20 protein-coding genes and 3 pseudogenes are annotated in these 23,375 nt (G+C 60.5%); 9 read left to right on the top strand and 14 right to left on the bottom strand.

What is annotated here, in order from left to right:
* Positions 1 to 33 precede the first annotated feature (33 nt).
* The 9 genes and pseudogenes from TQ38_RS18460 to TQ38_RS18425 form a co-directional block, all read right to left on the bottom strand.
* Positions 34 to 1,161 (bottom strand): M20/M25/M40 family metallo-hydrolase, encoded by a 1,128-nt coding sequence (locus TQ38_RS18460; protein WP_240198137.1) that lies wholly within the window; start codon positions 1,159 to 1,161, stop codon positions 34 to 36.
* Positions 1,162 to 1,606: 445 nt separating this feature from the next.
* Positions 1,607 to 2,578 (bottom strand): sugar phosphate isomerase/epimerase, encoded by a 972-nt coding sequence (locus TQ38_RS18455; protein WP_052506076.1) that lies wholly within the window; start codon positions 2,576 to 2,578, stop codon positions 1,607 to 1,609.
* A 10-nt stretch (positions 2,579 to 2,588) separates the two neighbouring features.
* A complete protein-coding gene (locus tag TQ38_RS31480) occupies positions 2,589 to 3,149 on the bottom strand; it encodes an MFS transporter (protein WP_370059831.1) in 561 nt (186 codons plus the stop codon).
* A 36-nt stretch (positions 3,150 to 3,185) separates the two neighbouring features.
* A pseudogene (locus TQ38_RS31475) lies at positions 3,186 to 3,878 on the bottom strand (MFS transporter); the annotation flags it as partial.
* Between the two features lie 11 nt (positions 3,879 to 3,889).
* Entirely contained in the window at positions 3,890 to 4,216 is a 327-nt protein-coding gene (locus TQ38_RS18445; RefSeq protein ID WP_052506074.1) for a Zn-ribbon domain-containing OB-fold protein, read from the bottom strand.
* Positions 4,213 to 5,394, bottom strand: coding sequence for a thiolase family protein (locus TQ38_RS18440; protein WP_043981213.1), 1,182 nt, complete (start codon positions 5,392 to 5,394; stop codon positions 4,213 to 4,215). Before TQ38_RS18440 ends, TQ38_RS18445 begins: the two co-directional genes overlap by 4 nt.
* A 5-nt stretch (positions 5,395 to 5,399) precedes the next feature.
* Complete coding sequence (locus tag TQ38_RS18435) at positions 5,400 to 7,076, bottom strand: AMP-binding protein (protein WP_205316168.1); 1,677 nt, start codon at positions 7,074 to 7,076, stop codon at positions 5,400 to 5,402.
* 154 nt (positions 7,077 to 7,230) lie between these two features.
* On the bottom strand, positions 7,231 to 7,923 hold the full coding sequence (locus TQ38_RS18430; RefSeq protein ID WP_052506073.1) for a GntR family transcriptional regulator: 693 nt from the start codon (positions 7,921 to 7,923) through the stop codon (positions 7,231 to 7,233).
* Positions 7,924 to 8,025: 102 nt separating this feature from the next.
* Complete coding sequence (locus TQ38_RS18425) at positions 8,026 to 9,312, bottom strand: dicarboxylate/amino acid:cation symporter (protein ID WP_043981208.1); 1,287 nt, start codon at positions 9,310 to 9,312, stop codon at positions 8,026 to 8,028.
* 931 nt (positions 9,313 to 10,243) lie between these two features.
* Here TQ38_RS18425 and TQ38_RS18420 point away from each other — a divergent pair.
* From TQ38_RS18420 to TQ38_RS18410, 3 genes are all read left to right on the top strand, one after another.
* A complete protein-coding gene (locus TQ38_RS18420) occupies positions 10,244 to 10,573 on the top strand; it encodes a CU044_2847 family protein (RefSeq protein WP_043981168.1) in 330 nt (109 codons plus the stop codon).
* Complete coding sequence (locus tag TQ38_RS18415) at positions 10,557 to 11,453, top strand: trypsin-like peptidase domain-containing protein (RefSeq protein ID WP_043981167.1); 897 nt, start codon at positions 10,557 to 10,559, stop codon at positions 11,451 to 11,453. The genes TQ38_RS18420 and TQ38_RS18415 overlap by 17 nt, the downstream gene beginning before the upstream one ends.
* A 65-nt stretch (positions 11,454 to 11,518) precedes the next feature.
* On the top strand, positions 11,519 to 13,180 hold the full coding sequence (locus tag TQ38_RS18410) for a hypothetical protein (RefSeq protein ID WP_162792290.1): 1,662 nt from the start codon (positions 11,519 to 11,521) through the stop codon (positions 13,178 to 13,180).
* Positions 13,181 to 13,661: 481 nt separating this feature from the next.
* Here the strand turns inward: TQ38_RS18410 and TQ38_RS30980 are convergent.
* Both TQ38_RS30980 and TQ38_RS18395 read right to left on the bottom strand, forming a co-directional pair.
* Positions 13,662 to 15,590 (bottom strand): annotated as a pseudogene (locus TQ38_RS30980) (TonB-dependent siderophore receptor).
* Between the two features lie 987 nt (positions 15,591 to 16,577).
* Complete coding sequence (locus tag TQ38_RS18395) at positions 16,578 to 16,820, bottom strand: hypothetical protein (protein WP_162792289.1); 243 nt, start codon at positions 16,818 to 16,820, stop codon at positions 16,578 to 16,580.
* 297 nt (positions 16,821 to 17,117) lie between these two features.
* On the opposite strand from TQ38_RS18395, the gene TQ38_RS18390 reads away from it, so the two are divergent.
* The 5 genes from TQ38_RS18390 to TQ38_RS18375 all read left to right on the top strand — a co-directional run bounded on the left by TQ38_RS18390 (position 17,118) and on the right by TQ38_RS18375 (position 21,139).
* On the top strand, positions 17,118 to 18,353 hold the full coding sequence (locus TQ38_RS18390; RefSeq protein ID WP_205316167.1) for a sensor histidine kinase: 1,236 nt from the start codon (positions 17,118 to 17,120) through the stop codon (positions 18,351 to 18,353).
* Positions 18,350 to 19,006 carry a response regulator transcription factor gene (locus TQ38_RS18385; protein WP_043981161.1) on the top strand — a complete coding sequence of 219 codons (657 nt, stop codon included), beginning with the start codon at positions 18,350 to 18,352 and terminating at the stop codon, positions 19,004 to 19,006. The genes TQ38_RS18390 and TQ38_RS18385 overlap by 4 nt, the downstream gene beginning before the upstream one ends.
* Before the next feature lie 15 nt (positions 19,007 to 19,021).
* On the top strand, positions 19,022 to 19,210 hold the full coding sequence (locus TQ38_RS30040; protein ID WP_162792288.1) for a hypothetical protein: 189 nt from the start codon (positions 19,022 to 19,024) through the stop codon (positions 19,208 to 19,210).
* Between the two features lie 80 nt (positions 19,211 to 19,290).
* Positions 19,291 to 19,473: a CsbD family protein gene (locus TQ38_RS18380; protein WP_043981159.1), complete on the top strand. Its 183-nt coding sequence runs from the start codon at positions 19,291 to 19,293 to the stop codon at positions 19,471 to 19,473.
* Between the two features lie 154 nt (positions 19,474 to 19,627).
* Positions 19,628 to 21,139, top strand: coding sequence for a sensor histidine kinase (locus tag TQ38_RS18375; protein ID WP_043981157.1), 1,512 nt, complete (start codon positions 19,628 to 19,630; stop codon positions 21,137 to 21,139).
* On the opposite strand, the gene TQ38_RS18370 is transcribed toward TQ38_RS18375, so the two are convergent.
* On the bottom strand, positions 21,122 to 21,520 hold the full coding sequence (locus TQ38_RS18370) for a response regulator (RefSeq protein WP_082058046.1): 399 nt from the start codon (positions 21,518 to 21,520) through the stop codon (positions 21,122 to 21,124). The two genes, TQ38_RS18375 and TQ38_RS18370, sit on opposite strands and share 18 nt — an antisense overlap.
* A 252-nt stretch (positions 21,521 to 21,772) precedes the next feature.
* On the opposite strand from TQ38_RS18370, the gene TQ38_RS18365 reads away from it, so the two are divergent.
* Positions 21,773 to 22,144 (top strand): hypothetical protein, encoded by a 372-nt coding sequence (locus TQ38_RS18365; RefSeq protein WP_043981156.1) that lies wholly within the window; start codon positions 21,773 to 21,775, stop codon positions 22,142 to 22,144.
* On the opposite strand, the pseudogene TQ38_RS18360 reads toward TQ38_RS18365, so the two are convergent.
* Together TQ38_RS18360 and TQ38_RS18355 are read right to left on the bottom strand one after the other, a co-directional pair.
* Positions 22,133 to 22,566, bottom strand: a pseudogene (locus TQ38_RS18360) (transposase); the annotation flags it as partial. The gene TQ38_RS18365 and the pseudogene TQ38_RS18360 sit on opposite strands and share 12 nt — an antisense overlap.
* Positions 22,567 to 22,728: 162 nt before the next feature.
* On the bottom strand, positions 22,729 to 23,358 hold the full coding sequence (locus TQ38_RS18355) for a GntR family transcriptional regulator (RefSeq protein ID WP_043981154.1): 630 nt from the start codon (positions 23,356 to 23,358) through the stop codon (positions 22,729 to 22,731).
* Positions 23,359 to 23,375: the final 17 nt, after the last annotated feature.

Here is a 23,375-nt window from a genome sequence, read left to right as displayed (position 1 = left end):
AGCCGGTGCATGGTTGCGCCGCTGCCTCGGTCCCTAATTTGTCACGTTTGCAGCCGACACGACCGTTGCCAGGTCCACCTTCAACCCGCGTACGCTTTCGTCGATTTCCACATCGATCCACTCGTCGGGCGAGTGTTCCGCGCCGCCGCGGCCGCCCGAACCAATGGTGATGGCCGGAATGCCCAGGCTCATCGCCACGTTGGCATCGGTCGAAACTGCGATGAACCGGCTCTGGTACCCGAATTCTTCCGCCGCCCCGACGGCGATGGCGGCAAGGCCCTTCGTCTCGTCCGTCTGGCCGGCAGGGCGCATGCCGATAACCTGGAAATCGACGCTCACCTTGCCGCGCTCGGTAGAGCGCGCGGCGTTTTCCTCGTCTACCGCATGCTGGGCGATAGCGCGCAGTTCGCGGTCCACGCGAGCGACTTCCTCCGGGGAAGTGGAGCGCATGTCGACATCGACGAAGACCTGCGGAGGAATGGTGTTAACCGAAGTCCCGCCGCCGGCGATGCTGGCCGAATAGGTGACCTTTGGCTCGCTCGGTACGGCGATGCCGTAGAGCCCGACTACGGTCTTCGCGAGGGGCACCATCGGATTGACGATGCCGAATTTGTCGTAGCTGTGTCCACCTGGCCCGCTGAAAACGATGTGATAGCGGTTGGAGCCCACGCCGCGCGTGACGATGCCGCCCGACCCGGAACTGTCGATGCTGATGAAGCCAGTCGCCGTCTTGGCACGCGCGTCGTTTTCAAAAAGGTGGCGTACGCCGCGCAAGTCGCCCGGGCCTTCCTCTCCCACGTTGCCGACGAACAGAATGTCGCGCTCAGTCTGGATGCCAGCCTTGTCCATAGCGCGGGCCAGTACCAGCAAGGTGGCCAATCCGCGGGAATCGTCGCCGATACCAGGTGCCATGAGCCTGGTACCCGCACGCTTGACGGTCACGTCGGTGCCCTGCGGGAATACGGTATCGAGATGCGCCGCCACAATCAGCGCAGGGAGCTTTCGGTTGCGGCCGGGACGTACGCCGATAACATTGCCGATGCCGTCAATCGTCACGTCCCTAAAGCCGCTCTGCTGCATCATTTCAGCAACCAGCTTGCCGCGGCTCGCTTCGCCAAACGGCCACGACGGGGTTTGCGTGATTTCTATGATTTCGTTCACAAAGCGATCGTGATCCGCTTGAAGTGCCTGCGCTGCGGACTTGAAGCCAGGGGTTCCCAAAGTGCGCTTGACAATAGCCGGAGTGGCAGTGGCCGAAGAGGCCGGTTTCGCCGGAGTGGCCGGGTTGGCCGCAATGGCGGCGGACACCAACAATGCCATGGATATGGTCATGTTCTGAATTCTCCTGATGTGCAATCAGGCCACAGGGAGCAGCGAAACCCCACTGGCCAATGCTGCTAATCGGAAAAATCTCGTCCGATTCGGCGCATTCTGGAGCGGGAAACACTCTGTAACCAGATTTTGGTACTTCACACTGGCTATCATTTCAAGCCGAAAGTGAATTCATAAATATATGGAGCCGATTTCGTTATTTGATCGGCTCAATCCGGGCCGCAGCCGGGGGAGGAGCCCGGCTGCGGTGTCGCCCTGCCGACGTGGAGGACAGTCAGCGGACGACAAACTTTCGGACGTAGGCGAGCGAGCGGCGCAGTTCGTCTTGCGAAGGTCCGCCTGCGTATTCGTATTCAAGGAAGATGGGGATGTTCCAGCCGTTCTCGGTGATGGTGCGCACCACCCCCGCGATCGGCGTATCTCCTTGCCCATAGGGCATGTTCATGCCGAAGTTAGCCTTGCGGTCCTTGAGGTGAACGCTGCAGACGTTCTCGTGATGCCTGTGCAGGAACCCAAGCGTGTCGAAGCCGGCGGCCGCGAAATGGCCAATGTCGAAATTGAGCCGATACCACGGCGACATTGCCAGACCCTGCTCGAAGCTCTCGGGAGTTGCCAACTGGTTGGGGTCGCGCAAGTTGGAATGCCCATGAAGACCCAGAAGTGTGCGATGTCTGGCAGCGAAGGGCGCCGTGCGGCGTAGCATCGAAAGGGTGGTCGATGCGGTCATCAGGTTGGTGCCCAGCGCCTTGGTGGCAGCAAAGCCCCATTCGACTTCGGCATCGGTGCAATCGTCCTTGAGGCCGAAATTGAAAGCCTGGACTTCGATCCCGGCGGCGCGGAAGCGACGACCGATCTCGCGGAAACGGGCGATCGGGGTGGCAAGGCGATACTTGCGCAGGTCTTCGCGGCTCTGCAATACAGCGGCCGGGCGCGTTCCCTCGGGCGGGCGGCCGTAGAGCGAGGCTTCGGTCGGCTTGCCGCCGGTGAACGCCCAGGCCGCATGGGCGGACAGGGCGGGCGGCTCGACCGTTGGTTCGAACAGCTCGATCATGTCGACGCCCAGATCCTTGCAGGCTTGGATCATCTTGTCGACCGTGTCTCCGGGCGTCGGCAGCAGGTCGCGGAAGCTGTAGGTCTGAATGCCGAGGCGGACCTTGTAGCGGCGGGGCCGTGCAAGCGAGGGAACGGATAATACGGCGGCGCCGGTCGCGGCCGCTGTCAGGAGGGTGCGGCGGGTAACATCCATGGATGATCTCCTACAAGGAAAGGGGCGCGCGGCGGCGCGGAAGCAGCAGCGACGACGCCGAGACGACGCAGATGGCGCCCAGGAACAGTGCCACCGGCATGGCACTACGATAATGGGCGAAGAGCGCGGTCGCGATCAGGGGCGAAAAGCCGACGATGAGCGAGGAAACCTCATGCGCCATCGCCAGACCGGAATAACGCACGCGGGCGCTGAACATCTCGCTGTACATGGCGGGCTGCACGCCGGCCATCGCGGCGTGGCAAAGGCCATTGCCGATGACGAAGGCCAGCAACACTAGCCCGTTTGAGCCCGATTCCAGCATCGCGAAGAAGGGATAGGCGAAAGCCGCCATCGCGAGCACACCGAACATGTAAACCGGGCGGCGACCGAACCGGTCCGACAGGGCGCCGAACACCGGCATCATCAGGCTGTCCGCCAGCATGCCGAGCGTGACGCCCAGCATCAACGTTTCCACCGCAGCGCCTACCGCCTTGCCGTAAGCCAGCGCGAACGTGACAAAGAGATGCGACCCGCAGGTTTCCGCAAGGCGCGCGCCGATGCCCACAATCATTTCGCGCGGGTGCTGGCGGAGCACTTCGACAAGCGGCGCATGCTGCGGACCGCCATGTGCTTCGGCCGCCTGGAAGTCCGATGTTTCCGATACACGGAAGCGAATGAACAGGCCGACCGCGAAAATCGAGATGCTGATGAGAAATGGCACGCGCCAGCCCCAGGCAACGAAGTCGTCGTGCGGCAGCAAACCGGCCAGATAGAACGCGAAAGTCGAGAGGACGAAGCCAAGGCCGACGCCGGTCTGGCTGAGCGCCCCGAACACGCCTTCGCGTCCTGCGGGGGCATTCTCGGTGATGAGCAGCACGCCGCCGCCCCATTCACCGCCTGCGGCGACGCCTTGCAGGACACGCAGGAGGACAAGTGCGATCGGCGCCCAGATGCCGATCTGCGCGAACGTCGGGAGCAGCCCGATCAGGAACGTCGCCAGGCCCATGATCGCCAGCGTCCAAAACAACGAGGTCTTGCGGCCGTACTTGTCGCCGACGTGGCCGAAGACCAATCCGCCAAAAGGCCGTGCCGCGAAGCCGACCGCATAGCCTGCAAAGGAGACTAACGTGTTGACGAGAGGATCCGCGCCAACCGGAAAGAACAGGTCGCCGAAAACCAGTGCGGCGGCCGTTGCGTAAAGAAAGAAGTCATACCACTCGAGCGTATTGCCGACGACGGAGGCAGCGATCGCGCGGGTCAGCGTGCGCTTCTGGTCCGGGGAACTGGATGCTGTCTGCACGGGTACTGTCCTCAGGCCTGTTGCGCCGGATGGGCGATGATGGCGCCCGGCGACTTTGCGCAGGGCGAGAGTTCGACGGACATGCCGGCGCCCGCGCCAGGCGCGAGCAGGGCCAGCACACGGATGCCCAGCGGGCTCGCGACCGCGCCGAGGCGCAATGGTCCTTCGGACAGCACGGCGGTATCGAGTGAGCGATGGATGACGGCTTCGCTGACGACAGTGCCTGTAACGCGCGTCACACGCATCTCCAGATCGTCGGACAGACAGGCGCGGCAGACGTCGCGGAACGGATATTGCACGGCGCCGCATATGCGGCAGCACTGCAGGGTCAGGCTCATTGCACGGATTCCAGCAGCAGTGCTCCGGTGGCAAGGCAACGGTCATAAGTGACCATGCCGTAGCCGCTCGCCAGCGCGATACGTGCACCGGGCACTTGCGCGCCGAGCGGTTGGCCGGTGACCTGACGCAGCGCCTCGACCACGGGGAGGAACCCGCCGGCCGCTCCGGCCTGACCGCAGGACAACTGACCGCCGCAGGTATTGTGAGGGAAGTCGCCGGTCACGCTCAGATCGCGTGCGCGCAGGAAAGCAGGAGCCTCACCTTTGCCGCAAAAACCCAGATCCTCGATCTGCATGGCGCAAATCACCGGGTAGTCGTCGTAGGTCTGGAGGCAGTCGACGTCGGCCGGCGTGATACCCGCCTGCGCCCATAGGGCATCGGCATCTACCGCCCACCCTCCGCGTATCGCAACCGGATCGGCGAAATAGGCATTGTGCCGCTCGATCGCGCCCATCACGCGGGCCTGACGCAGGCCTAATTCGCGCGCGCGTTCAGTGCTCATGACGAGGAACGCTTCAGCGCCGGCGCAGGGCATCACACAGTCGAACTTATGGATCGGCGTAACGATCGGCGGCGCGGACAGGTAGCTCTCCATGTCAAGCGGCTTGTCGCCCAGCAAAGCGTTGGAATTGTCGGCCGCGTTCGCTCGCTGGGCCACTGCGATCCGCCCGAAGTCCTCGCGCACCGCACCGAAACGACGCATGTAGTTATCGGTAATGAGCGCGAAGACCCCGTTGGGACCTGCTTTGCCTTGCGGCAGTATCGCTTCATCGGAGAAGCGGCTGAAATTGGAGACCAGCTTCGCGAAAGTCTGCGAATTGGCGGTGTCGGCCGCGATGCAGGCAACAATGGATGCATCACCGCACTGAATCGCGCGCGCGGCGCGGCGCAGCGCCATGACCCCGCTGGCGCCGCCGGTCGGCAGCCATTCGATCCAGCGCGGCGACATGTCGAAGTGCTCGGTCAGGGCGATGGTCGTGTCGGCGCCCAAAGTGAACGAAGAGCAGGCAAGCCCGTCGATGTCTTCCTTTCTCACGCCCGATGCCTCGACCAGCGCACGCAGCGCCTGGCCGAAAAACCAATGCGCCTGCCGTTCGCTGGCACGCTGATAGGGTACCGTCACCGGACAGACGACGGCGACATCATTGTACCCTAGCGGATCACGGGCAGTCGACACGGCGTTCACGCCTGCTTGCGCTTGAGAGCACGCAGGTCAAAGGCACCGCCCTGTTCCACGATGGCCCGGCCAAGCTTGCGGATTTCCCCGCGCTGCAGCTTTTGCGAACTTGTGGTGGGCAGGGCGTCGACGAAGGCCAAATAGCCCGGTATCTTGAAATATTGCAGGCTTTCGAGGCACGAACGTGCGATGTCGGCGGCCAGCGTCTCGTCCGCGGTTCCCGATGTCTCGATCAACGCCAGCACTTCCTCGCCGCGGATCTCATCTGGCACGGGGGTGACAGCGCAGCCGGTCACGGCATCGTGCCGCATCAGGGCGCCTTCCACTTCCACGGCAGCGATGTTCTCGCCGCTACGGCGCACAATATTTTTGCTGCGATCCACGAAGAACAGGCTTCCCTTTTCGTCGCGGCGGACAATATCGCCGGTGTGCAGCCAGCCTCCATCCCATGCCGCTTCGGTCGCGGCCTCGTCGTTGTGGTAGCGCGAGAAGAAGTGGCGCCGCGGATCGTCGCCGCGCGCGCGCACCAGCAGTTCACCCGGGCGGCCGGCCGCAACGTCGCGTCCTTCCTCATCCACCAGACGATATTCCATGTGATCGGGCGCTTTGCCGAAGCAGCGCTGACCGACATGGCGGGGTTCCTCACTGGCAGTGATCCATGCGCCGGCTCCGGTTTCGCTCATCGCCCAGGCCTCGATCAGCGGGAAACCATAGCGTTCTTCGAAGATCGCATGGTGGCGCGGGTCAACACCCGCCCCAAAAGCGAAACGGATGCTGTGCCCCTCCCACGCTGCAGGCTCGTCGTCGCGCTGGAGCAAGATGGCAGGCATCACACCAAGGTAATGCACGATAGTCGCGCGGGTCTCGCGCACTGTTCGCCACCAGGTCGAGGCATGGAACCGGTCTAGCTGGATCAGGCAGCCGCCGCTGAATATCGCCGCCATGAACGAGCAGGCAAGTGCGTTCATGTGCGTGACGGGCAGGGGCGTCAGGATGCGATCGGCGCCGGGGCGGAACGCGCAGTAGCCCCCCAGTTCGGTGTAGAATGCGCCGATCCGGGTGAAGTAGGCGTTGGAAAGTACGCAGCCCTTGGGCGTGCCGGTAGTGCCGGACGTAAAGATCATCGCAGCCTCGCTCTCGGCGTGCGGGATTCCCGGCAGCGCAGGACGGCCTGCGGGCGCAACGGTCGTGTCCGCCGCGCTGACGAGCGGCATGGTGGTGGGGGTCAGGCCGGCCAGACGCTCCGTGTAGCGCTCCCGGCATACCATCAGGTCAAGTTCCGCCAGGCTGACGGTCTGCTGCAGCTCACTATCGCTCATCGCGAGGTTGAGGGGGGCGATGCTCACGCCCAGCGCGTTGAGCGCAAGGAAATGCAGGAAGAATTCCGGATGGTTATCCAATGCCAGCCCTGCGCGGTGGCCATGCCCAAAACCAGCCTCCGCATAGCGGGCCTGCAGCGCCTGGACGTCTGCCATGGCTTCTTCGAACGTCAGCGCAATCTCCGCTTCACCGGCCAGTGCTTCGGCGGGAGTATGCAGGAACGCGTGCTTCGGCCAACGCTCCGCAGCACTGCGAAAGTTGCCAAAAATCGTGCCATGGGCATTCTCACCAAGTGCGGTCTCATCACGGTTGGACATCGGATCGCCCGTACTGGAAGAGGTCGGCGCGGATACTTCGATCATAAATTGGTCTCGTGGTCCTTGCGAGGGTCATTGGACGCCATGCCGCGCCCAACCCAGATTTCCCCGGTATTCCAAACCCGGTTACGGGAATTGCATTCATTTTAAACTTAAAGCGTTATAACGGCCGCCGTGAGATTTTTGGGTATCTTCAGGTTCAGGCCGATTTGGCGCGGGGGGTTTCCAGACTGGTGGCAGCAGTGAAGCTGTCGCGTGCGCGCACTACGAACTGCAGAGTCGCATCCTGAACGGCCAGGGCATCGCGCCTTTCGAACCCGTCCAGCATTCGCGACAGCAGATCCAGCACGACATGTTGGGTCGCAGCATCGATGATCGTCGCTTTGCGGACGATCTGGACATGGTCAACGAAGCGGCTGATCGCCGCTGCCAAGCGCCGGTTCGGCACGGCGTCAAGCCAGATCTGCCTGAATTGATCGTTCGCCACCATCATGTCGCCGAGGCGGACATCGGCGACGGCGTGCCGCGCACTGGTCAAGGCAGAGCGGAGCGCATCGATCCGAGCTTCGTCCAGCACCCGGGAAGCCGAGGCGGCAGCGCGCGGTTCGAGCAACATACGCACCTCGAAGATTTCTTCGATGTCCTCATACGTCAACTTGGGCAAAATGAAGCCCCGAGTGGTGCCTGCGAGATAACCTTCGTGAACAAGGCGAAGAAGCGCCTGCCTGACTGGCATGCGCGAAAGTCTGAATTCCGTGGCCAGTCGCGAATCCACGATCCGCTCGTCGGCCGCGATCTCTCCACGTTTGATGCGTCCGAGGATCGCGGTGTACACGTCCGAATCTACGATATCGAGCAGAGTACCTGTCTGCGGGGAAGGATCTTGCGTCATCTACCGTAGCATTCTCCAAAACTAAATTCAGAATACACTTTCGCCGCGTTGTTGCAAGGGTAATCCCGCGTTACGTCTCGTATTGCGCTGATAGATATCCCGTCAGCGGCGCCCGTGCATCGCCGTATTGTCCGGCAAGTGCGACATTTCAGCGTCCAAATCCGCCGACGGCTGGAGCATCCCTTCAGAGCGAGTGATGACAGCAGTGGCGACGGCGTTGCCCACAACGTTGGTGGCCGAGCGGCCCATGTCAAGGAAGGTGTCCACACCCAGCAGCAGGGCGATTCCTTCCACCGGCAGGCCAAACTGGGCAAGCGTTGCTGCAATCACCACAAGGCTGGCGCGCGGGACCCCGGCAATGCCCTTGGAACTGACCATCAGTGTCAGAAGCATCAATATCTGCGTCATCAGCGGTACATGGATGCCGTAGGCCTGCGCGATGAACATGGACGCGAAGGTCATGTAGATCATCGAGCCGTCAAGATTGAAACTGTAGCCCAGCGGCAGGATGAAGCCGGAGATTCGGCGCGGCACGCCGAAGCGATCGAGCTGCTCGAACAGCTTGGGCAGGCTCGCTTCCGAGGAGGCGGTCGAGAACGAAAGCAGCACCGGCTCGCGAATGTAGCGGAACAGCGTGATGACACGCTTGCCCAGAAACAGGCCGCCCGCGCAGAACAGCAGCACCCACAGCAAGCCCATCGCAAGATAAAACTCGCAGACCAGCACTCCGTAGGTCACGATAATGCCGACGCCCTGCGTACCGATGACGGCGGCAATCGCGCCGAACACCGCGAAGGGCGCGAAGCGCATCACGCAGCCGGTGATCTGCAGCATCAGTTCCGACAAAGCCTCGGTGGCGCGCACGATCGGCGCGCCGCGCTCCCCGATTGCGGTGAGGCCGACGCCGACGAAGACCGAGAAGACGAGGATCTGCAGGATGTTGTTCTCGGCCATCGCCGCCAGCGGGCTGGCCGGGAAGATTTCTAGGATGAAGTGGTGGAGCGTCAGCTCGCCGGTCGGCAGGTCGCCGAGGTTCTCGGTGGTGTCCAGGCCTACGCCGACGCCCGGCTTGAACAGGTTAACGAGGACGAGGCCGAGGCCTAGCGAGCACAGGCTGGCGGTGATGAACCAACACAGCGCCTTGCCGCCGATGCGGCCCAACGTGGCACTGTCGCCCATGCTGGCGATGCCACTGACGATGGTCGCGAAGACCAGCGGGGCGAGGATCATCTTGATGAGCCGCAGGAACACGTCGGGCAGCAGGCGGAAGTAGCCAGCCCATTCATTGAGGTGCGGGTCGCCCGCCGGAATGTATGCATGGAGCACGTAACCGACCGCGATGCCGAGGACCATGCCGGCCAAAATGTAGAGCGTCAGGCGCCTGCCCATGATGAGGTCATTTCTGTTGGAGGAATTCAGTGCAGCTTCGCCGACCAACGTTCTGGAACGTGGTTCCAGCCTTATGGCTGGGGTGCAAGCTAATCATCGGAAAACTGAATGCAGTTTTCAAGCCCAAAAATTCGCGGTGTGAGCAATCAGAACTAGCGAGCCTGAGTAGTATCGACTTAACCTGAGGCCGTTGAAGAGATTTCTCGTTGGAATCGCTGGAGCCGACCGGGTGGAGAAGGCCGAGCGGAGTGAACGGTCAACTAAACTCTTTGCCTCCGCAGCCTCTCGTCCTAATCTCCAGTCTGGCTGAAAGTTTGTTCCTGCCTTCACGCCCTCAATTGTTTGGTAGGAATGTTAGGAAAACAGCGAGCGATCGGTTTCGTCACAATATGCCGTTCGGTAACGGTTTAGGGAATGACAGCAAAGTCCCAACCCAAGGCGTTGCGCGCATCGTGAAACCGACCCTTTGCGGACTCTCAACCGTCGATTTTTGATCCCCAAGTGCGGACGGTCCGCAAACCCGGCAGGTCGCGACCAGGTCCAGTCGTTCCCCGGCGAGCATGCGAACAGCCGCTCCTGCTGGAACCCGTCATTTTGGTTCCAGTAAGCGGTCCGCCAGCAGCGCGCCCATCGTTAGTCGTAGGCGCGGTTGTTCGGGGGCCAAGTTCAGGGAATGCCCTCGCTGTTCACGGACGACCACTTCTGCCGCCACCTGCCGTTCATTTACTAATGGGCGGTCGAAGACTGCTCGCCTCGGTTACTGTTTTTCGATGTCGCTCAACCGGGGGCGGAATGCCGACACTCGCCGCTGCGCAGCGCCGATTAAGTTGTCTGAAAATGTTGGAGCGTAAAAAAATGGCTAGCTGAAGTATTAATAACTAGTAGAGAAGTTGATCGTGTGATAGCTTGTCAGCTCCAGGAGAATCGCGGAATGTCGCTGATCGCCACTTACATCGCGCCCGATGGCTCGCCAGTCGAGATCGAGGTGGATTCGACGATTGTGGCGGAAGGCTATGGCGAAGCGAATGCCGATGGTTTCGCCGCAAGGCGCTTAGGTGAGCTGGGCTCGTCGCTGAAACCTGTGCTGTCGATGGTCGACTCGCTGGTGGCCGGTTTCCGGCAGTCAGTGGGCAACGCGCCCGACATTCAGGTCACCGTCGGGCTTAAGTTCGGCATCGAAGGAAATATTGTTGTGGCTAAGGGAAGCACCGAGGGCAATGTCTCGGTCGTGCTCAAGTATTCCCGTGTCCCAGCTGCGTGACCTCACCCTGCGCGTTAAGGCGCATGCGGGGGATGGCGTGGTCGGGTCCGCGGTCGCACTAGACACGCGCCACATCGTGAGTTGCGCCCATGTCCTCGAAGCCAGAGCCAATCCCGACAAGCCGGTTCTCGGGACGCAAACCGTCAACCCAGTTCCCGGCGATCGGATCATGGTCAGCCGCGCGGCCGAGCCTGGCCGTCCCCGCGCCGCCACGCTCGTCGCGATGGGCGATCCGCGCGTGCCGACGGACGACTTTGCGCTGCTGCGGCTGGACGAACCGCTCGACCACGAAATCGCTTTTCGGCTGTCCGATCGGTTGAGTAGCGGCCACCGCTTCGACGCCTTCGGTTTTCCGATCGGCTACGATCTGCCAGGCAACATCGCACACGGAGTGATCGGCGTGGCCAACAGCCTCGGGATGGTACAACTGAACGCCGATCTTGGCGGCTTCGCTGTCAAGGGGGGGTACAGCGGAGGTCCCGTGTGGGACCGGATCGCGAGAGCAGTGGTCGGCATCGTGACAGGTAGCGCGAAGCACCCCACCATCGATCCCAGGGTCGGCTTCATGCTGCCCTTCGCGCTGCTGCTCGATCGGCCCGAATTCGCACGAGTGAGCAGGGCTCCGCTCGCGTTCGGCCAGCCTGAGCTGTCTAGCTTGCTGGCTGCGATCGCTGGCGATCTGGAGCGGGATCAGGCGATAGTGTTCCTGATGCGCAAGGTGCGTGAGTTCAGCGAGGATCCCGTTTCGCGCTACTGGGTCTATCACACCCTGGGAGCGATTGGTGGGCCGCGCGTCGGAAATATGCTGCGTATAGCGATCAGGACCGAGGACGACGATTTTGCTCGAAGTGGTGCGGAGGAGGCGCTGGCGACCGCATAGCTGAGTAAGAAGGAGGGGAGATGCCTAAAGGACTATTCTCGCTAGCGCTTATGTCGCTAGTCCTTATGCCGCTGGCCCTCGCCAGCTGTGATGGCAAGCCAGCGGGGGAGAACGATGTCACCCCTGCGGTCGCTACGAGGATCGATCCCGCCGCGATCGCAAAGCCGCTGCTCGCCGATGCCGCCGCGCTTGGCGAGAATATCGCGGTGGAAGGAACCGCGCCTATCTTTGTGCTGCCGGAGAACCACGCCGTCGTGGGCGAGCAGCTAGAACAAGCGCTGTTCATGGTTCGCCTGCAGTCGCACCAACCGATCGGCGGCATCGTGCTGGAAGGGGCAACTGAGATACCAAAGTTCGATCGCTTCTCCCCTGATGTCGCGTTCGGCATGCTCGCCGAGGGCGATATTAGTAGCGCCGAGTTCATGGCCGCAGGCTATGGCGTACCGCTGATCCCGGGCGAGAACGATGCGAGCTATAATGTCGACGATCCGAAATCGGACCTGTGTGGCGCGATCGCCCAACTCGCAAGCTTCGATGCGCTGGTCGACGCGCAGGGCGACGAGGAGGCAATGGCGGAAGTCCGGGCGCGAAGCGACAACCTCAAGGCACGGCTGGGCCGGTTCGAAGGCGAGGCGGAGCGAATTGCAGCTAGCTTTGCCAAACCCGGGGCGCGCGAATGTTCGGCATCTTCAGCGCAGGCGATGAGCTTCATTGCAAAGCGTAACGCTATCCTTGCCGATCTGGTGCCCGAAGGGAGCCGCTTTCGCGGCGCCTTCAGTCGTAGCTGTCGTGTCAACGCCACAGACCGGCAGGCAGATGACGCCCAAATCGAGGAAAATATCGCCGATCTCAAAGCGTTGGTCGAGTTCGCCGAACAGCTTCCCGAGCAAGTTGGCGGAGAAATCAAGACGGGCTTGGAAGGACACCTCAATTTCCTCGAATCGCGGGCAGCATCCACGCAGATTATGGTCGAGCAAGCAGTTCAGGCTGCGGGCGGCGGCCCCGGTCCCGTCGTGATGATCATCGGCGCAGCGCATACTGCCGGCGTGGTCGAGGGCCTGAAGATCGCAAACGTGCCGTTCGCAGTGATCACGACGAATATGCGAACGACGAACGACAAGTTTGCATTGACCAGCTCTGGTCAAATGACCCGAGGCGAGATCGACCGTAAGTATGACCGACTACCACTACGCAACAATCTATTTAACTCATTTCTGATTGGTGCCGATGAAAATCGGTATAACAAAACGAGGTGTGCTGTCGCGTCAAGCAAGAAATACGATATCACACTTGATCAACCATGGAACAAACAAAAAGCAATGACCTATGGATTGATGAACAACTTCGCGAGGGCGGGCTTCCGTGGCGGAGGTTGGCCGCCGGATGAGCCGCCGGGCGGCTGGTCGAATGCGGCGGCGTCGATCGATCCGTCTCGCGGCGAACCGAAGCGTGACGCACAAGGTCGTGTCATTGGCCTCCTATTCCCGCTAACCCTGAAAGCTCACGGCGCCACGCACAAAGAAGTATACATCTACATGGAGAAGGACAACGCCGCGACCCAAGGTGGCACAATCGAGGGCAAGCTCCTGGAAAAGGTGAAAGAGATGAGAGACCCAGCGAAGTCCAAGGAAGTCCGGGCCGAACTGTTCACCGGCATGGAGTTTAAGGCCAGGTCCTACGAGTCCGCGGAGGCGGCGCGCCGCTCGGAGCAGATGAGCACGCGATGAACGCCGCGTGCAATATATCCGCCACTTGGACCGGAATGCACATCTGTTATGAGAATAGCGAACCTAATCGCGTAAGTTTGCTTGAAGGACGCACAGACCATACATTAACAGTTCGGATTCGGTTCCCACAGATTGGCTTATGTTTTGGCTTAGTAGCGGCGACATTCATAGAAGCTGTGGGTAGCGCAGGGATGATGGGCAGCTAGCCCTGCTCAACTCCCCCGAAAGCGGTCGGCCAACAAGCGGACAAGCTTAGTTGTTCGGCACTTCGGAAACGACGAATGCTTGAAGGTCCGCTCCTGTCGCAAGCTGTCGTTCGCCGCCGCGGTCGGGAACGGCGGGTCAGTCCCACTTCAAGGCGATGAACGAAGGGCCGGAATCGGGCGCCTCATTTTGGCCCTGGAATGTCCATAATCAGGGCGGACCGTTCATACTGCGCGGCACTGGGCAGATGCATAATAAGCTCGCTTTTTGATGAGCCTCAAAATCTTCGGCGCAGCTCGATGAACCAGCTCCGTGCGTTGCCGATGTAGGCGCCCTTGGGGCCAGTGAAACCGGAAACCGCATAGAACTTGTCGAAGATGTTCTCGATGCGGAACTTGGCATCGAAAATCCCGAAATCGCGCGAAATGGTGGCGTCGAACACCGTGAAGGGCTTCAGCCGGTCGCCGCCGCGGTCGATCTGCGAGGACACGTACTGGCCGCCGATCGAGAACGCGGTGTCGATGGCGGCAACCTGATAGCGGGTCCAGAACCCCGCCTTGTTCTGCGGCGCATTGGGGAAGCGGCCGCCGACGGAGCGGTCCACCGACTGTCCTTCGATCGAGCCGGTCACGCGGGTGTCGTTGTAGGCGTAGTTGGCTGAGACGAGCCAGTCCTTGGTGATGTCGGCGGTCAGCGTCGCCTCGACACCCTTGCTCGTAACTTCGCCGATCGGAGCAAGCTGGTCTGTGCCATTCACGGCATCCTGGCTGTCGTCGATCTGCAGGACGTTTCGCCGCACGATGCGATAGGCGGCCAACGTCGCCTGGACCCGTCCGTCCATCAGGTCGGTCTTGGCGCCCACTTCCCACTGGCTGCCGGTCTCGGGTGCAAAGGGACCGCCCGCCAGCGGCGATTGGTCGGTCACGCTCTGGGGCTCGAACGCCTCGGACCAGCTGACGTAAAGCGAGACGTCCTTGCGCGGCTAGTAGATCGCGCCAGCGCGCCAGGTCGTCGCCGCCGCGCTGGCATCTGCGCCTTCGATATAGTCGGCATCGTCGAACCAGTCGCGGCGAAGACCTGCGACCAGGATCACATGCTCGCCAAGTCCCATCTGCTCCTGCAGGTAAACACCGCGGCGCAGCGCCCGCGCGTCCGAGTAGGACGGGGTGACGTTCGACAGATCGGGGCGGCTGTCCGTCGTGTAGTCAGGGTCGATCAGCGAGCGGGTGGGAACGCTGCGGGTGGCGTAATTGGTGCCGCTGGAATCCTCGCGATACCAGTCACCCCCCAGCAGGATGGTGTGGTCGATCGAGCCGGTCGACACCTTGGCGACGAGGTTGGCGCCGAACGAAAGCCCTTCCACCTTGCGCTTCTGGTCGCGGTACTCGCGGGTGATGGTGTCGTAGACGCCATCGGCGTCGGTATCGCGCAGGGCGACCGGCTCGTGGTACTTCTGGTCCTCGTCATACTTGAACCAACGGGCAGCGGCATTGAACGAAAGCGCATCGGTCAGCTTGCTGTCGAGCCGGGCCTGGGTAACGAGGCCATTGTAGCGGATGTAAGCATCCGGGTCGTTGTGGTTCCAGCTGCGCTTGGCGTAGAAATTGCCATCGGCATCGATGGGAATGCCGCGCAGACGATTGCCCGGCAGGGTCTGGTCGTAGTCGGTCAGCTGCACCGTCAGCTTGGTGTCCGGAGCGAGCTTCACGGCCAAGCCGGCATCGCCCACGAAAGTACGGCTGCTGGCCTTGTCACGATAGCTGTCCATGTCCTCGTAGAACAGGCCTGCGCGGGCGGTGATGTTGCCCGCTGCATCAAGCGGCCCCGTCACGTCGGCCGACCCGCCGTAGCGGTTGCGCCCGCCGCCGATGACGCGCACGTTTCCGCCGAACACGTCGCCAGGCTTCTTGGTAACATAGTTGATCGTGCCGCCTGGAGAGCCCGAACCGTAGAGCATTCCGGCCGGTCCCTTGAGGAACTCCACCCGCTCGATGGTGAAAAGCTGGGGCACCGAAAACGTCTGGAACGGATCGCCGCGAAGCCCGTCGTAATAAGTCACGTCCTGGCTGAAGCCGCGATAGGTGACGGTTGCGTAATTGTCGGCGCTCACGCCGGGCACGTTGCGATACAGATCGCGGATGTCGCGCGCGCCCTGGTCCTCGATCATCTCACTGTTGATGACCTGCACCGACTGCGGCACGTCCATGGGATCGGCAGCGATCTTTCCGATCTCTGTATTGGTCACGCGATAGAGTTTCTGCGCCCGCGCGGTTACGACGATGCTTTCTCCGACATCATCGGCGCCAGGTGCCTCATCTGCAGAGGCGGGGGCGGCAACGCCAATCATCAGCGGGATTGCGGCTACGCAAGACGCAAGGGAATGCGCGCGAGACGGCGAAAAGCTGCGTGGCACTATTTGGTTGACCCCTATTCGCGAAAAGCGGTGTGCTCTCCGAAAAAGGCGCGTGCCGGTTGGCGTTGCGAGCCCCAATTTCCTCTTCAGCGCGTCCGCTAATGAGAGTGGATCGCATTAGCAAGTACTTTCCTATATTCTTTCAAGATTGGTGCACGAGCCACGCTCAGAATGCTCGGCAAACGAAGGGCCGATGCTGGAGGGAGGCCGATCCGAAAAATGGCGTGGAATTGACCGGCGGAACCGGCAAGCTCGGTGCCCGGTTGCTGACCGTCGCGCGTAGCAAGGGCGACAGCGAAGGGGAGGGCGCCACTGCGTACCTCACCTGAGGACCGTGCGCGCGGAGGACACGTGGACCGCTTCTGGCAGGTCGCGACCACGTACGGCCGTTCGTGCCCCGTGCAATGAATGGCCGATTTCGCCGAGTGCCGTCGTTCGATTGGAGCGCACCAAGCAGCGGCGTGCTGCCCGAGGGCGCCTCGCTCGTGCCCACGCAGATTCTGTGGACGATGCTGAGCCCAACGAGGTCATCTTGGTGTGGCTGGTCGTGATCCATAGCTTGGAAATAGTAAATATCTCAATGAATGTTGGGCTTCGAGGTTTCTTTGGCTAATTGAAATCCCGCCGTCCATGATTTCCGTTTGTCTGAGCTTGAGTAGGGATTGTCGGTATGTAAAAGGCCAGCATGAGCTGCCTTTATTCCCCAGCTGAACGCTCGATAATCAATATCCATTTGATCTCACAATCACGTCAGATGTTGACCATCGTCACGGCTATCCGCTAATTGATGTTAGCGCTGTCGGATTTAGAATGGACATTGATTTCGAAAATCAATTGATCTGTTTCGTCAATGACTTTCAGCCGCCAGTGTTTGCCGGTACAGAAATCATCCGGAGCTTGAACCAGCATGTCACCAGTAAACTGAATAGCCTCTAACTGAGCGGCTTTGGGATCATCCAGCGTCATGCCGCAGATATCCGGGTGGATTTGACCGTCAACCACATTAAAGTAATAGCGCGGCATCATTCTCTCCTGATGATCCGCAGGAGCAAGATATCTTCTAATGATTCTCGCTTTATACTGCGGGCGACCTTCCTCAATCCGCCAAAATATCGCGTGCCGATTTGTCGCTCACGCTATGAGAATTTGGCACTAAGCCGATCTGTCGGTATTTCATCTATGTTACGTATTTCTGATATAATCTAGCAGGCCTTTGTGTATCGGCGATATACGAAAGTATATTTCAATTGAATTGATCGCTTGCTCGACAGGTGCGATAATGCAGTTCGCCGTCTTTTCTGGGGAGTGCCGTTTTATGCTTTGGCTGCGATCGAGAATGACGAGCGCCGGGCCCTGGTTTCGCACCAACGGCGCTGGCCAATTTTCGACCAAAGTTCGGTGATTAAGAAGTCACCCATAATTGCTCGTCATGCTACTGTCGGTGAAACCGATATGGAGCTTGGCATGACCTTGTCGCAGGCCCACATTTTATCGTCGCAATCCCGCGGGCACAGAAGCGGGAGCGCCATTCGATGGGTGCTTCTGGGGATAGCGATAGGAGCGATATTCATCGCTGATACGCTCACCAATTACGAGATCGCTGTGGCCGTTTTCTACGTCGCTCCGGTTCTCATCTCCGCCGAGTTTCTTGGGAAAGTCGGTGTCCTTGGGATTTCTTGCCTATGCGCCTGCCTAGCCTTGGGGAGTTTCATGCTGCCACGTGAGGGGATATATCAGGCCGGAACGATCAACTGCGTCCTTAGTATCTGTGCAATCGCGGCAACGGCGTATCTGGCGTTGCAGCGATCGTCGGCGTTGCTGGCCGAGCATGAGGCGAAAGCGCAACTTACCCGTTTGTCGCGCGTGAATACCTTGGGGGAGATGGCCACATCCATCGCCCACGAGGTCAATCAGCCTCTGACCGGTATCGTCTCGAGCGCCGGGGCGTGTCGCAACTGGCTAGCTATCGACCCTCCTAACATCGCCAAGGCTCAACAAGCATTGGAGCGCATGATTGGTGATGCCAACCGGGCAAGTGGGATTGTCGATCGCGTTCGTAATCTCTCGAAGCGCGGCGCCCCGAAGGTGGAATGGATCAACGCGGATACACTGGTGACAGAGGTGATCGCGTTATGCAGACGGGAGTTGGACCGCAGCGCTGTCAGCGTGATTAGGGAGCCCGACGTAGGTCCAACCCAGGTGTTCGCCGACGCCGTCCAGATCCAACAAGTGCTCATCAACCTCATCCTGAACGCGTTGGAAGCCATGTCGGGTTCAGGAGGGCGTGGCCGAAACGTCTTCATTGCGGTCGCCCTGCAGCCCGGCAATATGGTGCTGTTTACCGTCGGGGATACGGGGCATGGCGTTGCTCCACATCTGATCGAGCACATGTTCGACCCCTTCTACAGTACGAAGGATGCCGGGATCGGGATGGGTCTGGCAATCAGCCGGTCTATCGTCGAATCGCATACTGGCCGCATTTGGGCCGAACCCGATCCGCAAGGCGGTGCCAAATTTTACTTCAGCCTGCCAGGCCGTATGGGGGCTTCGGGATGAGCGTGGAGCCAAAAAACAAAGAGGATCGGGACGCGATCGTCTATATTGTCGACGATGATCCATCGGTACGGGCCGGTTTGGCTGACCTGCTTGCATCGGTCGGCCTGAATGCGCTGAGCTTCCCTTCGGCGATGCATTTCATGACGTTCGATCGCCCCAACCTCACTTCTTGCCTCGTGCTGGACGTCCGCATGCCCGGTCTGAGCGGGCTGGACTTCCAGGATGAGATGGCAGCCCAGGGCATCGTGATGCCGACGGTTTTCATCACTGGACATGGAGACATTCCAATGTCCGTTCGCGCGATGAAAGCCGGCGCCGTCGAATTCCTCACAAAGCCATTTCGCGACCAGGACCTTCTCGATGCGATTGAGCAAGGTTTGCTGCGGGACAAAGCATCGCGTCAGGGGGCAGAGGTTCGCTCTGTGTTACTGGAGCGCCATGCAACCTTGAACGACGGCGAAAAGGCGGTGATGGATCTGGTAGTGACGGGCCTGCTCAACAAGCAGATCGCCGCAGAATTGTGCCTAAGCGAAATAACTATCAAGGTCCGGCGAGGACAAGTCATGCGCAAGATGGGCGCCAGCAGCCTTGCCGATCTGGTCCGCTACGCAGGGAGAATCGACGGTTCCGATCAGCAGACGCTCAAGCTCTAGGGCGAGGCCGGGGTGATGATCGAGAGCTTCGAGGCGCTCGGATCCCACCGAAGCGATCTCACACCGTCTGCGGCCGATCCATTGCGCACGAAGGCAAACCGACGCGATGGACCAGGTTCAGAAGACGAGCATTGCTCGGGCCTGACTTCCTGTGCCTTTGTCGAGCTGCGAGATGGCTCCGCGCAATTGGCCGATCTGAAGTGAAAGAGAATAGGAACCTAACCTAATGAGCCGGGTTTTCGATAATAGCCAAGCTCTGGGCCCCGGTAAGGAAGGACGCTGTTATGGGTGAGTTTACGGACAAGGCAAGCGCTGCTGGAAACAAGATCGCGGGCAACCTGAAGGAAGCGGTCGGCAAGGCAACCGACAACGAGAGGCTGGAAGCCGAGGGCAAGGCCCAGCAGTTGAAGGGGACGGGTCAGGATGTGAAGGGGAGCGTCAAGGGCGCTCTCGGCGACAAGATCTGATCCCTATCTGCGGATGGCCGCTCCAAAGCATTGGAGCGGCCATCGCGTTTGTATCTTCCTGAGCTCTGATCGTTCCGTCCATCGCCTTGTGCGCACCCACATCACAGCCAGAACTTAGCGGCGCCCACTGTCGCGGCGGAAAGCCCCTTTAAAAATGTCAGACGCACTGCAGCCCCGGTTCCAAACGCACGAAGAGCTGAAACGGCTTGACGACCTTCAGGCTTTCGATCTCGCGGGGCTCGAGGGTAATCCGGTCCTGAAGTCTGTGACGGATTTTGCCGCCAATTTGTGCGATACGCCGATTGCCCTGGTGAGTTTCGTCGAGCGCGACCGGCAATGGTTTCCGGCGAGGACCGGCCTGGATGCCCGGGAAACGCCCCAAGAAACATCGTTCTGCGCGCATACGATGCAAGGGCAGGGTATCATGATTGTGCCGGACGCCGCGGGCGATCCTCGGTTTCGCGACAACGCACTTGTCGTAGGGGAACCCGCCATCCGGTTCTACGCCGGAGCGCCGCTGGTCTCCGAAGATGGAGTTCAGCTTGGTGCTTTGTGCGTCATCGACCGGACCCCGCGCAGCGATCTGACGCCTGTTCAGCGTGAAGGCCTCAAGGTGCTGGCGGCGACTATCGTGGGTCAGCTTGCCCAGCGCCGCTCCCACCGTCATCACACAGATGAACTTGGGGAGCAGGAATCCAAGTTTCGCGTTCTGGCCGATACGATGCCGCAGATGGTGTGGTCGACGCGTCCGGACGGATTTCACGACTATTACAATGCGCGGTGGTACGAATTCACAGGCATGCCGGCCGGCTCCACAGATGGGGCCGGATGGAACGATATGTTTCATCCAGACGATCAGGAGCGGGCCTGGAGCGCGTGGCGCCATTGCCTCGAGACCGGCGATCCCTATGAAATCGAATACCGGCTCCGCAACGCTAGCGGTGAGTATCGTTGGACGTTGGGGCGAGCTTTACCGATCCACGACAGGAACGGAGCTATTACCCGGTGGTTCGGAACATGCACGGACATTCACGATCACAAGATGATCCAGGCCCAGCGCGAGATCGTCGCGCAGGAGCTGAGCCATCGGATCAAGAACATCTTCTCGGTCATCAGCGGCCTCATCAGTTTTTCGACACGCCAGCGCCCGGAACTGGCGGATGTGGCTGGTGACCTGCGCAATCGCATCCTTGCGCTGGGGCGGGCCCACGACTTCGTCAGGCCGCACAGCGAGGCATCTCGACCTGAGAAGCGACCGAACAGCCTTTCGGGAATGCTGGCCGATTTGCTGGCAGCCTATGTGGAACGCGTCACCATCAGCGGCGAGGAGATGATGATCGACGACCACTCGGCTACGCCTTTGGCGTTGACGTTCCATGAGTTGGCGACGAACGCGGCCAAATACGGCGCTCTTGCTGCCACTGACGGTTCCGTGTCGATTGTCTGCACGATCGAAAACGATCACGCCTGCATCGCATGGATCGAGCGTGGTGGAGCGGCCGTCCACGAACCTTCAGGCTACGGTTTCGGCAGTAAGCTTATTGAGCTGAGCGTGATGCGGCAACTGGGCGGATCGATGGAGCGCACATGGTCGCAAGAGGGGTTGGAGGTTCGCTTTGAGGTCCCGCTTTCTGCGATGCTGAGGCGATCAAATCGCGGTTCGTAGTCCGATGAGGCCCTCATGGGACAGGGAGGCATTCTCCGCTCCCGCCGCGACCGCAACTGCTGTCAGGATGGCATCGTCCGTGAATGGCTTGCGGATGCAACCCATCGCAGTGGAGGCAGGCTCGCCGATTTGGGCGGGATTGGCCGTCACGTACACCACGCGCACACCGTACTGCGCGGCAAGTTCGCGCGCGATAATGGGACCGGTCGGGCCATCCCTGAGATTAAGATCGATCAACGCCAGATCGGCTTTTTCGCCGGCGCGCAAGGCCTCCTGCTGATCGGCGGCGATCGCGATCACGCGGTAGCCGGCTTCCTCAAGGATGCGTTCGATTTCCATCGCTATGAGAATCTCGTCTTCGACGATCAGCACCGACTTCAATGTTTGGATCCTTGCAACCTAACGCATAACAAATGCCGCAAGCGGGATGTCGTTCCCCGTGCTGGGCAGACCCGTCGCCGACTCCCTTCACCGAACGGCTTCATTTTTCGGCTGAGTTCGCTCGCTATGCGCGTTGCTGGTTCATCAACGCTGGGTTTACGACCGAGCTCGCGATTTACGGCTTCGTCCCACGACAAAACGATCGTTTTACGGGGCGAGCAGCGGTTTTGGTTTTGGCGGGGCCGGCTGGAGTTGAATCGCACGGTGCGGCCCCATATTCCATCAGTCCGATGCCGCTATCCGCGGCCATGTGTTTGTCTCGTTCCTGCTCTGACGCTGGCCAAGGAACTTACCCGCCTGTGTCAGGAAAAGGGCTTACAGCCCGAATGGCAGCCGCTCCTAACCGATCGCGACCGCCTTCAGGAAGCCACCATCGAAAAGGACGGCAACGTCATTACCACCCGCACCCACGTTTCGGGCCAGGTGGGGAATGTCTTCAAGGCAACCGGCATCGCGCTGCCGGCCAATATCAGCGAACTGCCGCCGCGAACCAGAGCCTCTGCAAGCTCAACCGACCCCAAAAATGTAGTGGTAACACTCGCGCCGCTGCGTGCATGTCATTGAACAAAAATGCCTTTTCCAAAAGCACTGTTCAAGTTGGGCATAGCCGCAAGCGTCGCCGCTTTCCGTTGTTTTCACTGAATGACTGCCGATGACGCCGGCACTGGGAGAGGCTTCGCGCCCCTCGATCTCGCGCAGGTTCATGGCCAGCACCCGTTCATCGCATCGAGAAGCCAGGCATTGCGCCAGGTGTAAAAGTACCGCTGAACGGTCGAGACCGACAGAAAGCATCGCGGCAGCAGCCTTCAGGCGCAGCTGATCGCGGCAATGTAGAGCTACGCGTTCAGCACCTCGCGCATGTCGGTGGTCCGACGCCGCCCGCCACGCTTCGCGGGAGGAATGAACGGCGCTGCCAGCTGTCACTCGCGATGCGTCCTAACACTTGAATAACGCAGCCCTCGTCGGCCATGCTCCTGCCGAGCAATGCGAGTTCATGCCATCGATCTCCCCATCTCTTCGCAAGAATGCCGTGAATCACAAATGGCTAGTATCGCTCAATAACTCTCCGGTCAGGCTCTCAGATTTCGGATCTGCCGAGATAAATTAAAATGTTAGTCGCAAAATCGAAGCGGCTACTGATCTCAAGACTACGTTGCAAAAAAAGCGTTTTGAGCACGGTGAATGTGATTTTTCATGATTGTGCTTGCCCATGAGGGGTCCTTGATCTCAAATGCTGCGATGAGTTCGTTGTGGTCGGTTAGCGCTTTTTCAAGCTGGGCACGACTATAGCGCCGCAGGGTCTGCGGCACGATCGGCACCGCGACCAAACGTTCCAGCACGATCTCCAGTACCTCGGATCTGGTCACTTCAAGCAACACCTGATGGAAAGTGGTGTTTTGATCGACGATCGTCGCGATGTCGGGATCGGTCTGCGTGATCGCGAACCGGTAGAGTTCGCTGGTGCGCTTGAGGCGGTCAATGTCGTCCGGCCCGATGAGCAACGCCACGCGCTCGGCGACATAGGGCTCGACCATCAGCCGCAATGCGAACACGTCCTTCATCGCCGTCTCGGACCAGATCCGCACATAGGACCGCTGCCGATCCCGCTCGATCAGCTTCTCGCCCTCAAGCCGCCGGATCGCCTCGCGCACTGGGGTACGGGAAATCGCGCACGCGGTCGCGACGTCCTCCTCGCGCACCTGGGTTCCCGGCGCCAGGCTGCCATCCAGGATCCTGGTGCGAACCGCATGATAAGCCCGGTCACTCGCCTTTGACATCTTCGTTCTACCTGTTG

This window comes from Novosphingobium sp. P6W (assembly GCF_000876675.2).
GTDB lineage: Bacteria > Pseudomonadota > Alphaproteobacteria > Sphingomonadales > Sphingomonadaceae > Novosphingobium.
This window is presented reverse-complemented; position numbering and strand designations above follow the sequence as displayed.

Coding starts and splice junctions, on each gene's coding strand:
- TQ38_RS18385 (WP_043981161.1), top strand. CDS start 18,350: ATGAGCGTGGAGCCAAAAAACAAAGAGGATCGGGACGCGATCGTCTAT.
- TQ38_RS18455 (WP_052506076.1), bottom strand. CDS start 2,578: ATGGATGTTACCCGCCGCACCCTCCTGACAGCGGCCGCGACCGGCGCC.
- TQ38_RS18375 (WP_043981157.1), top strand. CDS start 19,628: ATGTCAGACGCACTGCAGCCCCGGTTCCAAACGCACGAAGAGCTGAAA.
- TQ38_RS31480 (WP_370059831.1), bottom strand. CDS start 3,149: ATGATTGTGGGCATCGGCGCGCGCCTTGCGGAAACCTGCGGGTCGCAT.
- TQ38_RS18380 (WP_043981159.1), top strand. CDS start 19,291: ATGGGTGAGTTTACGGACAAGGCAAGCGCTGCTGGAAACAAGATCGCG.
- TQ38_RS18355 (WP_043981154.1), bottom strand. CDS start 23,358: ATGTCAAAGGCGAGTGACCGGGCTTATCATGCGGTTCGCACCAGGATC.
- TQ38_RS18395 (WP_162792289.1), bottom strand. CDS start 16,820: ATGCCGCGCTATTACTTTAATGTGGTTGACGGTCAAATCCACCCGGAT.
- TQ38_RS18425 (WP_043981208.1), bottom strand. CDS start 9,312: ATGGGCAGGCGCCTGACGCTCTACATTTTGGCCGGCATGGTCCTCGGC.
- TQ38_RS18410 (WP_162792290.1), top strand. CDS start 11,519: ATGCCGCTGGCCCTCGCCAGCTGTGATGGCAAGCCAGCGGGGGAGAAC.
- TQ38_RS18420 (WP_043981168.1), top strand. CDS start 10,244: ATGTCGCTGATCGCCACTTACATCGCGCCCGATGGCTCGCCAGTCGAG.
- TQ38_RS30040 (WP_162792288.1), top strand. CDS start 19,022: ATGATCGAGAGCTTCGAGGCGCTCGGATCCCACCGAAGCGATCTCACA.
- TQ38_RS18435 (WP_205316168.1), bottom strand. CDS start 7,076: ATGATCGAAGTATCCGCGCCGACCTCTTCCAGTACGGGCGATCCGATG.
- TQ38_RS18430 (WP_052506073.1), bottom strand. CDS start 7,923: ATGACGCAAGATCCTTCCCCGCAGACAGGTACTCTGCTCGATATCGTA.
- TQ38_RS18445 (WP_052506074.1), bottom strand. CDS start 4,216: ATGAGCCTGACCCTGCAGTGCTGCCGCATATGCGGCGCCGTGCAATAT.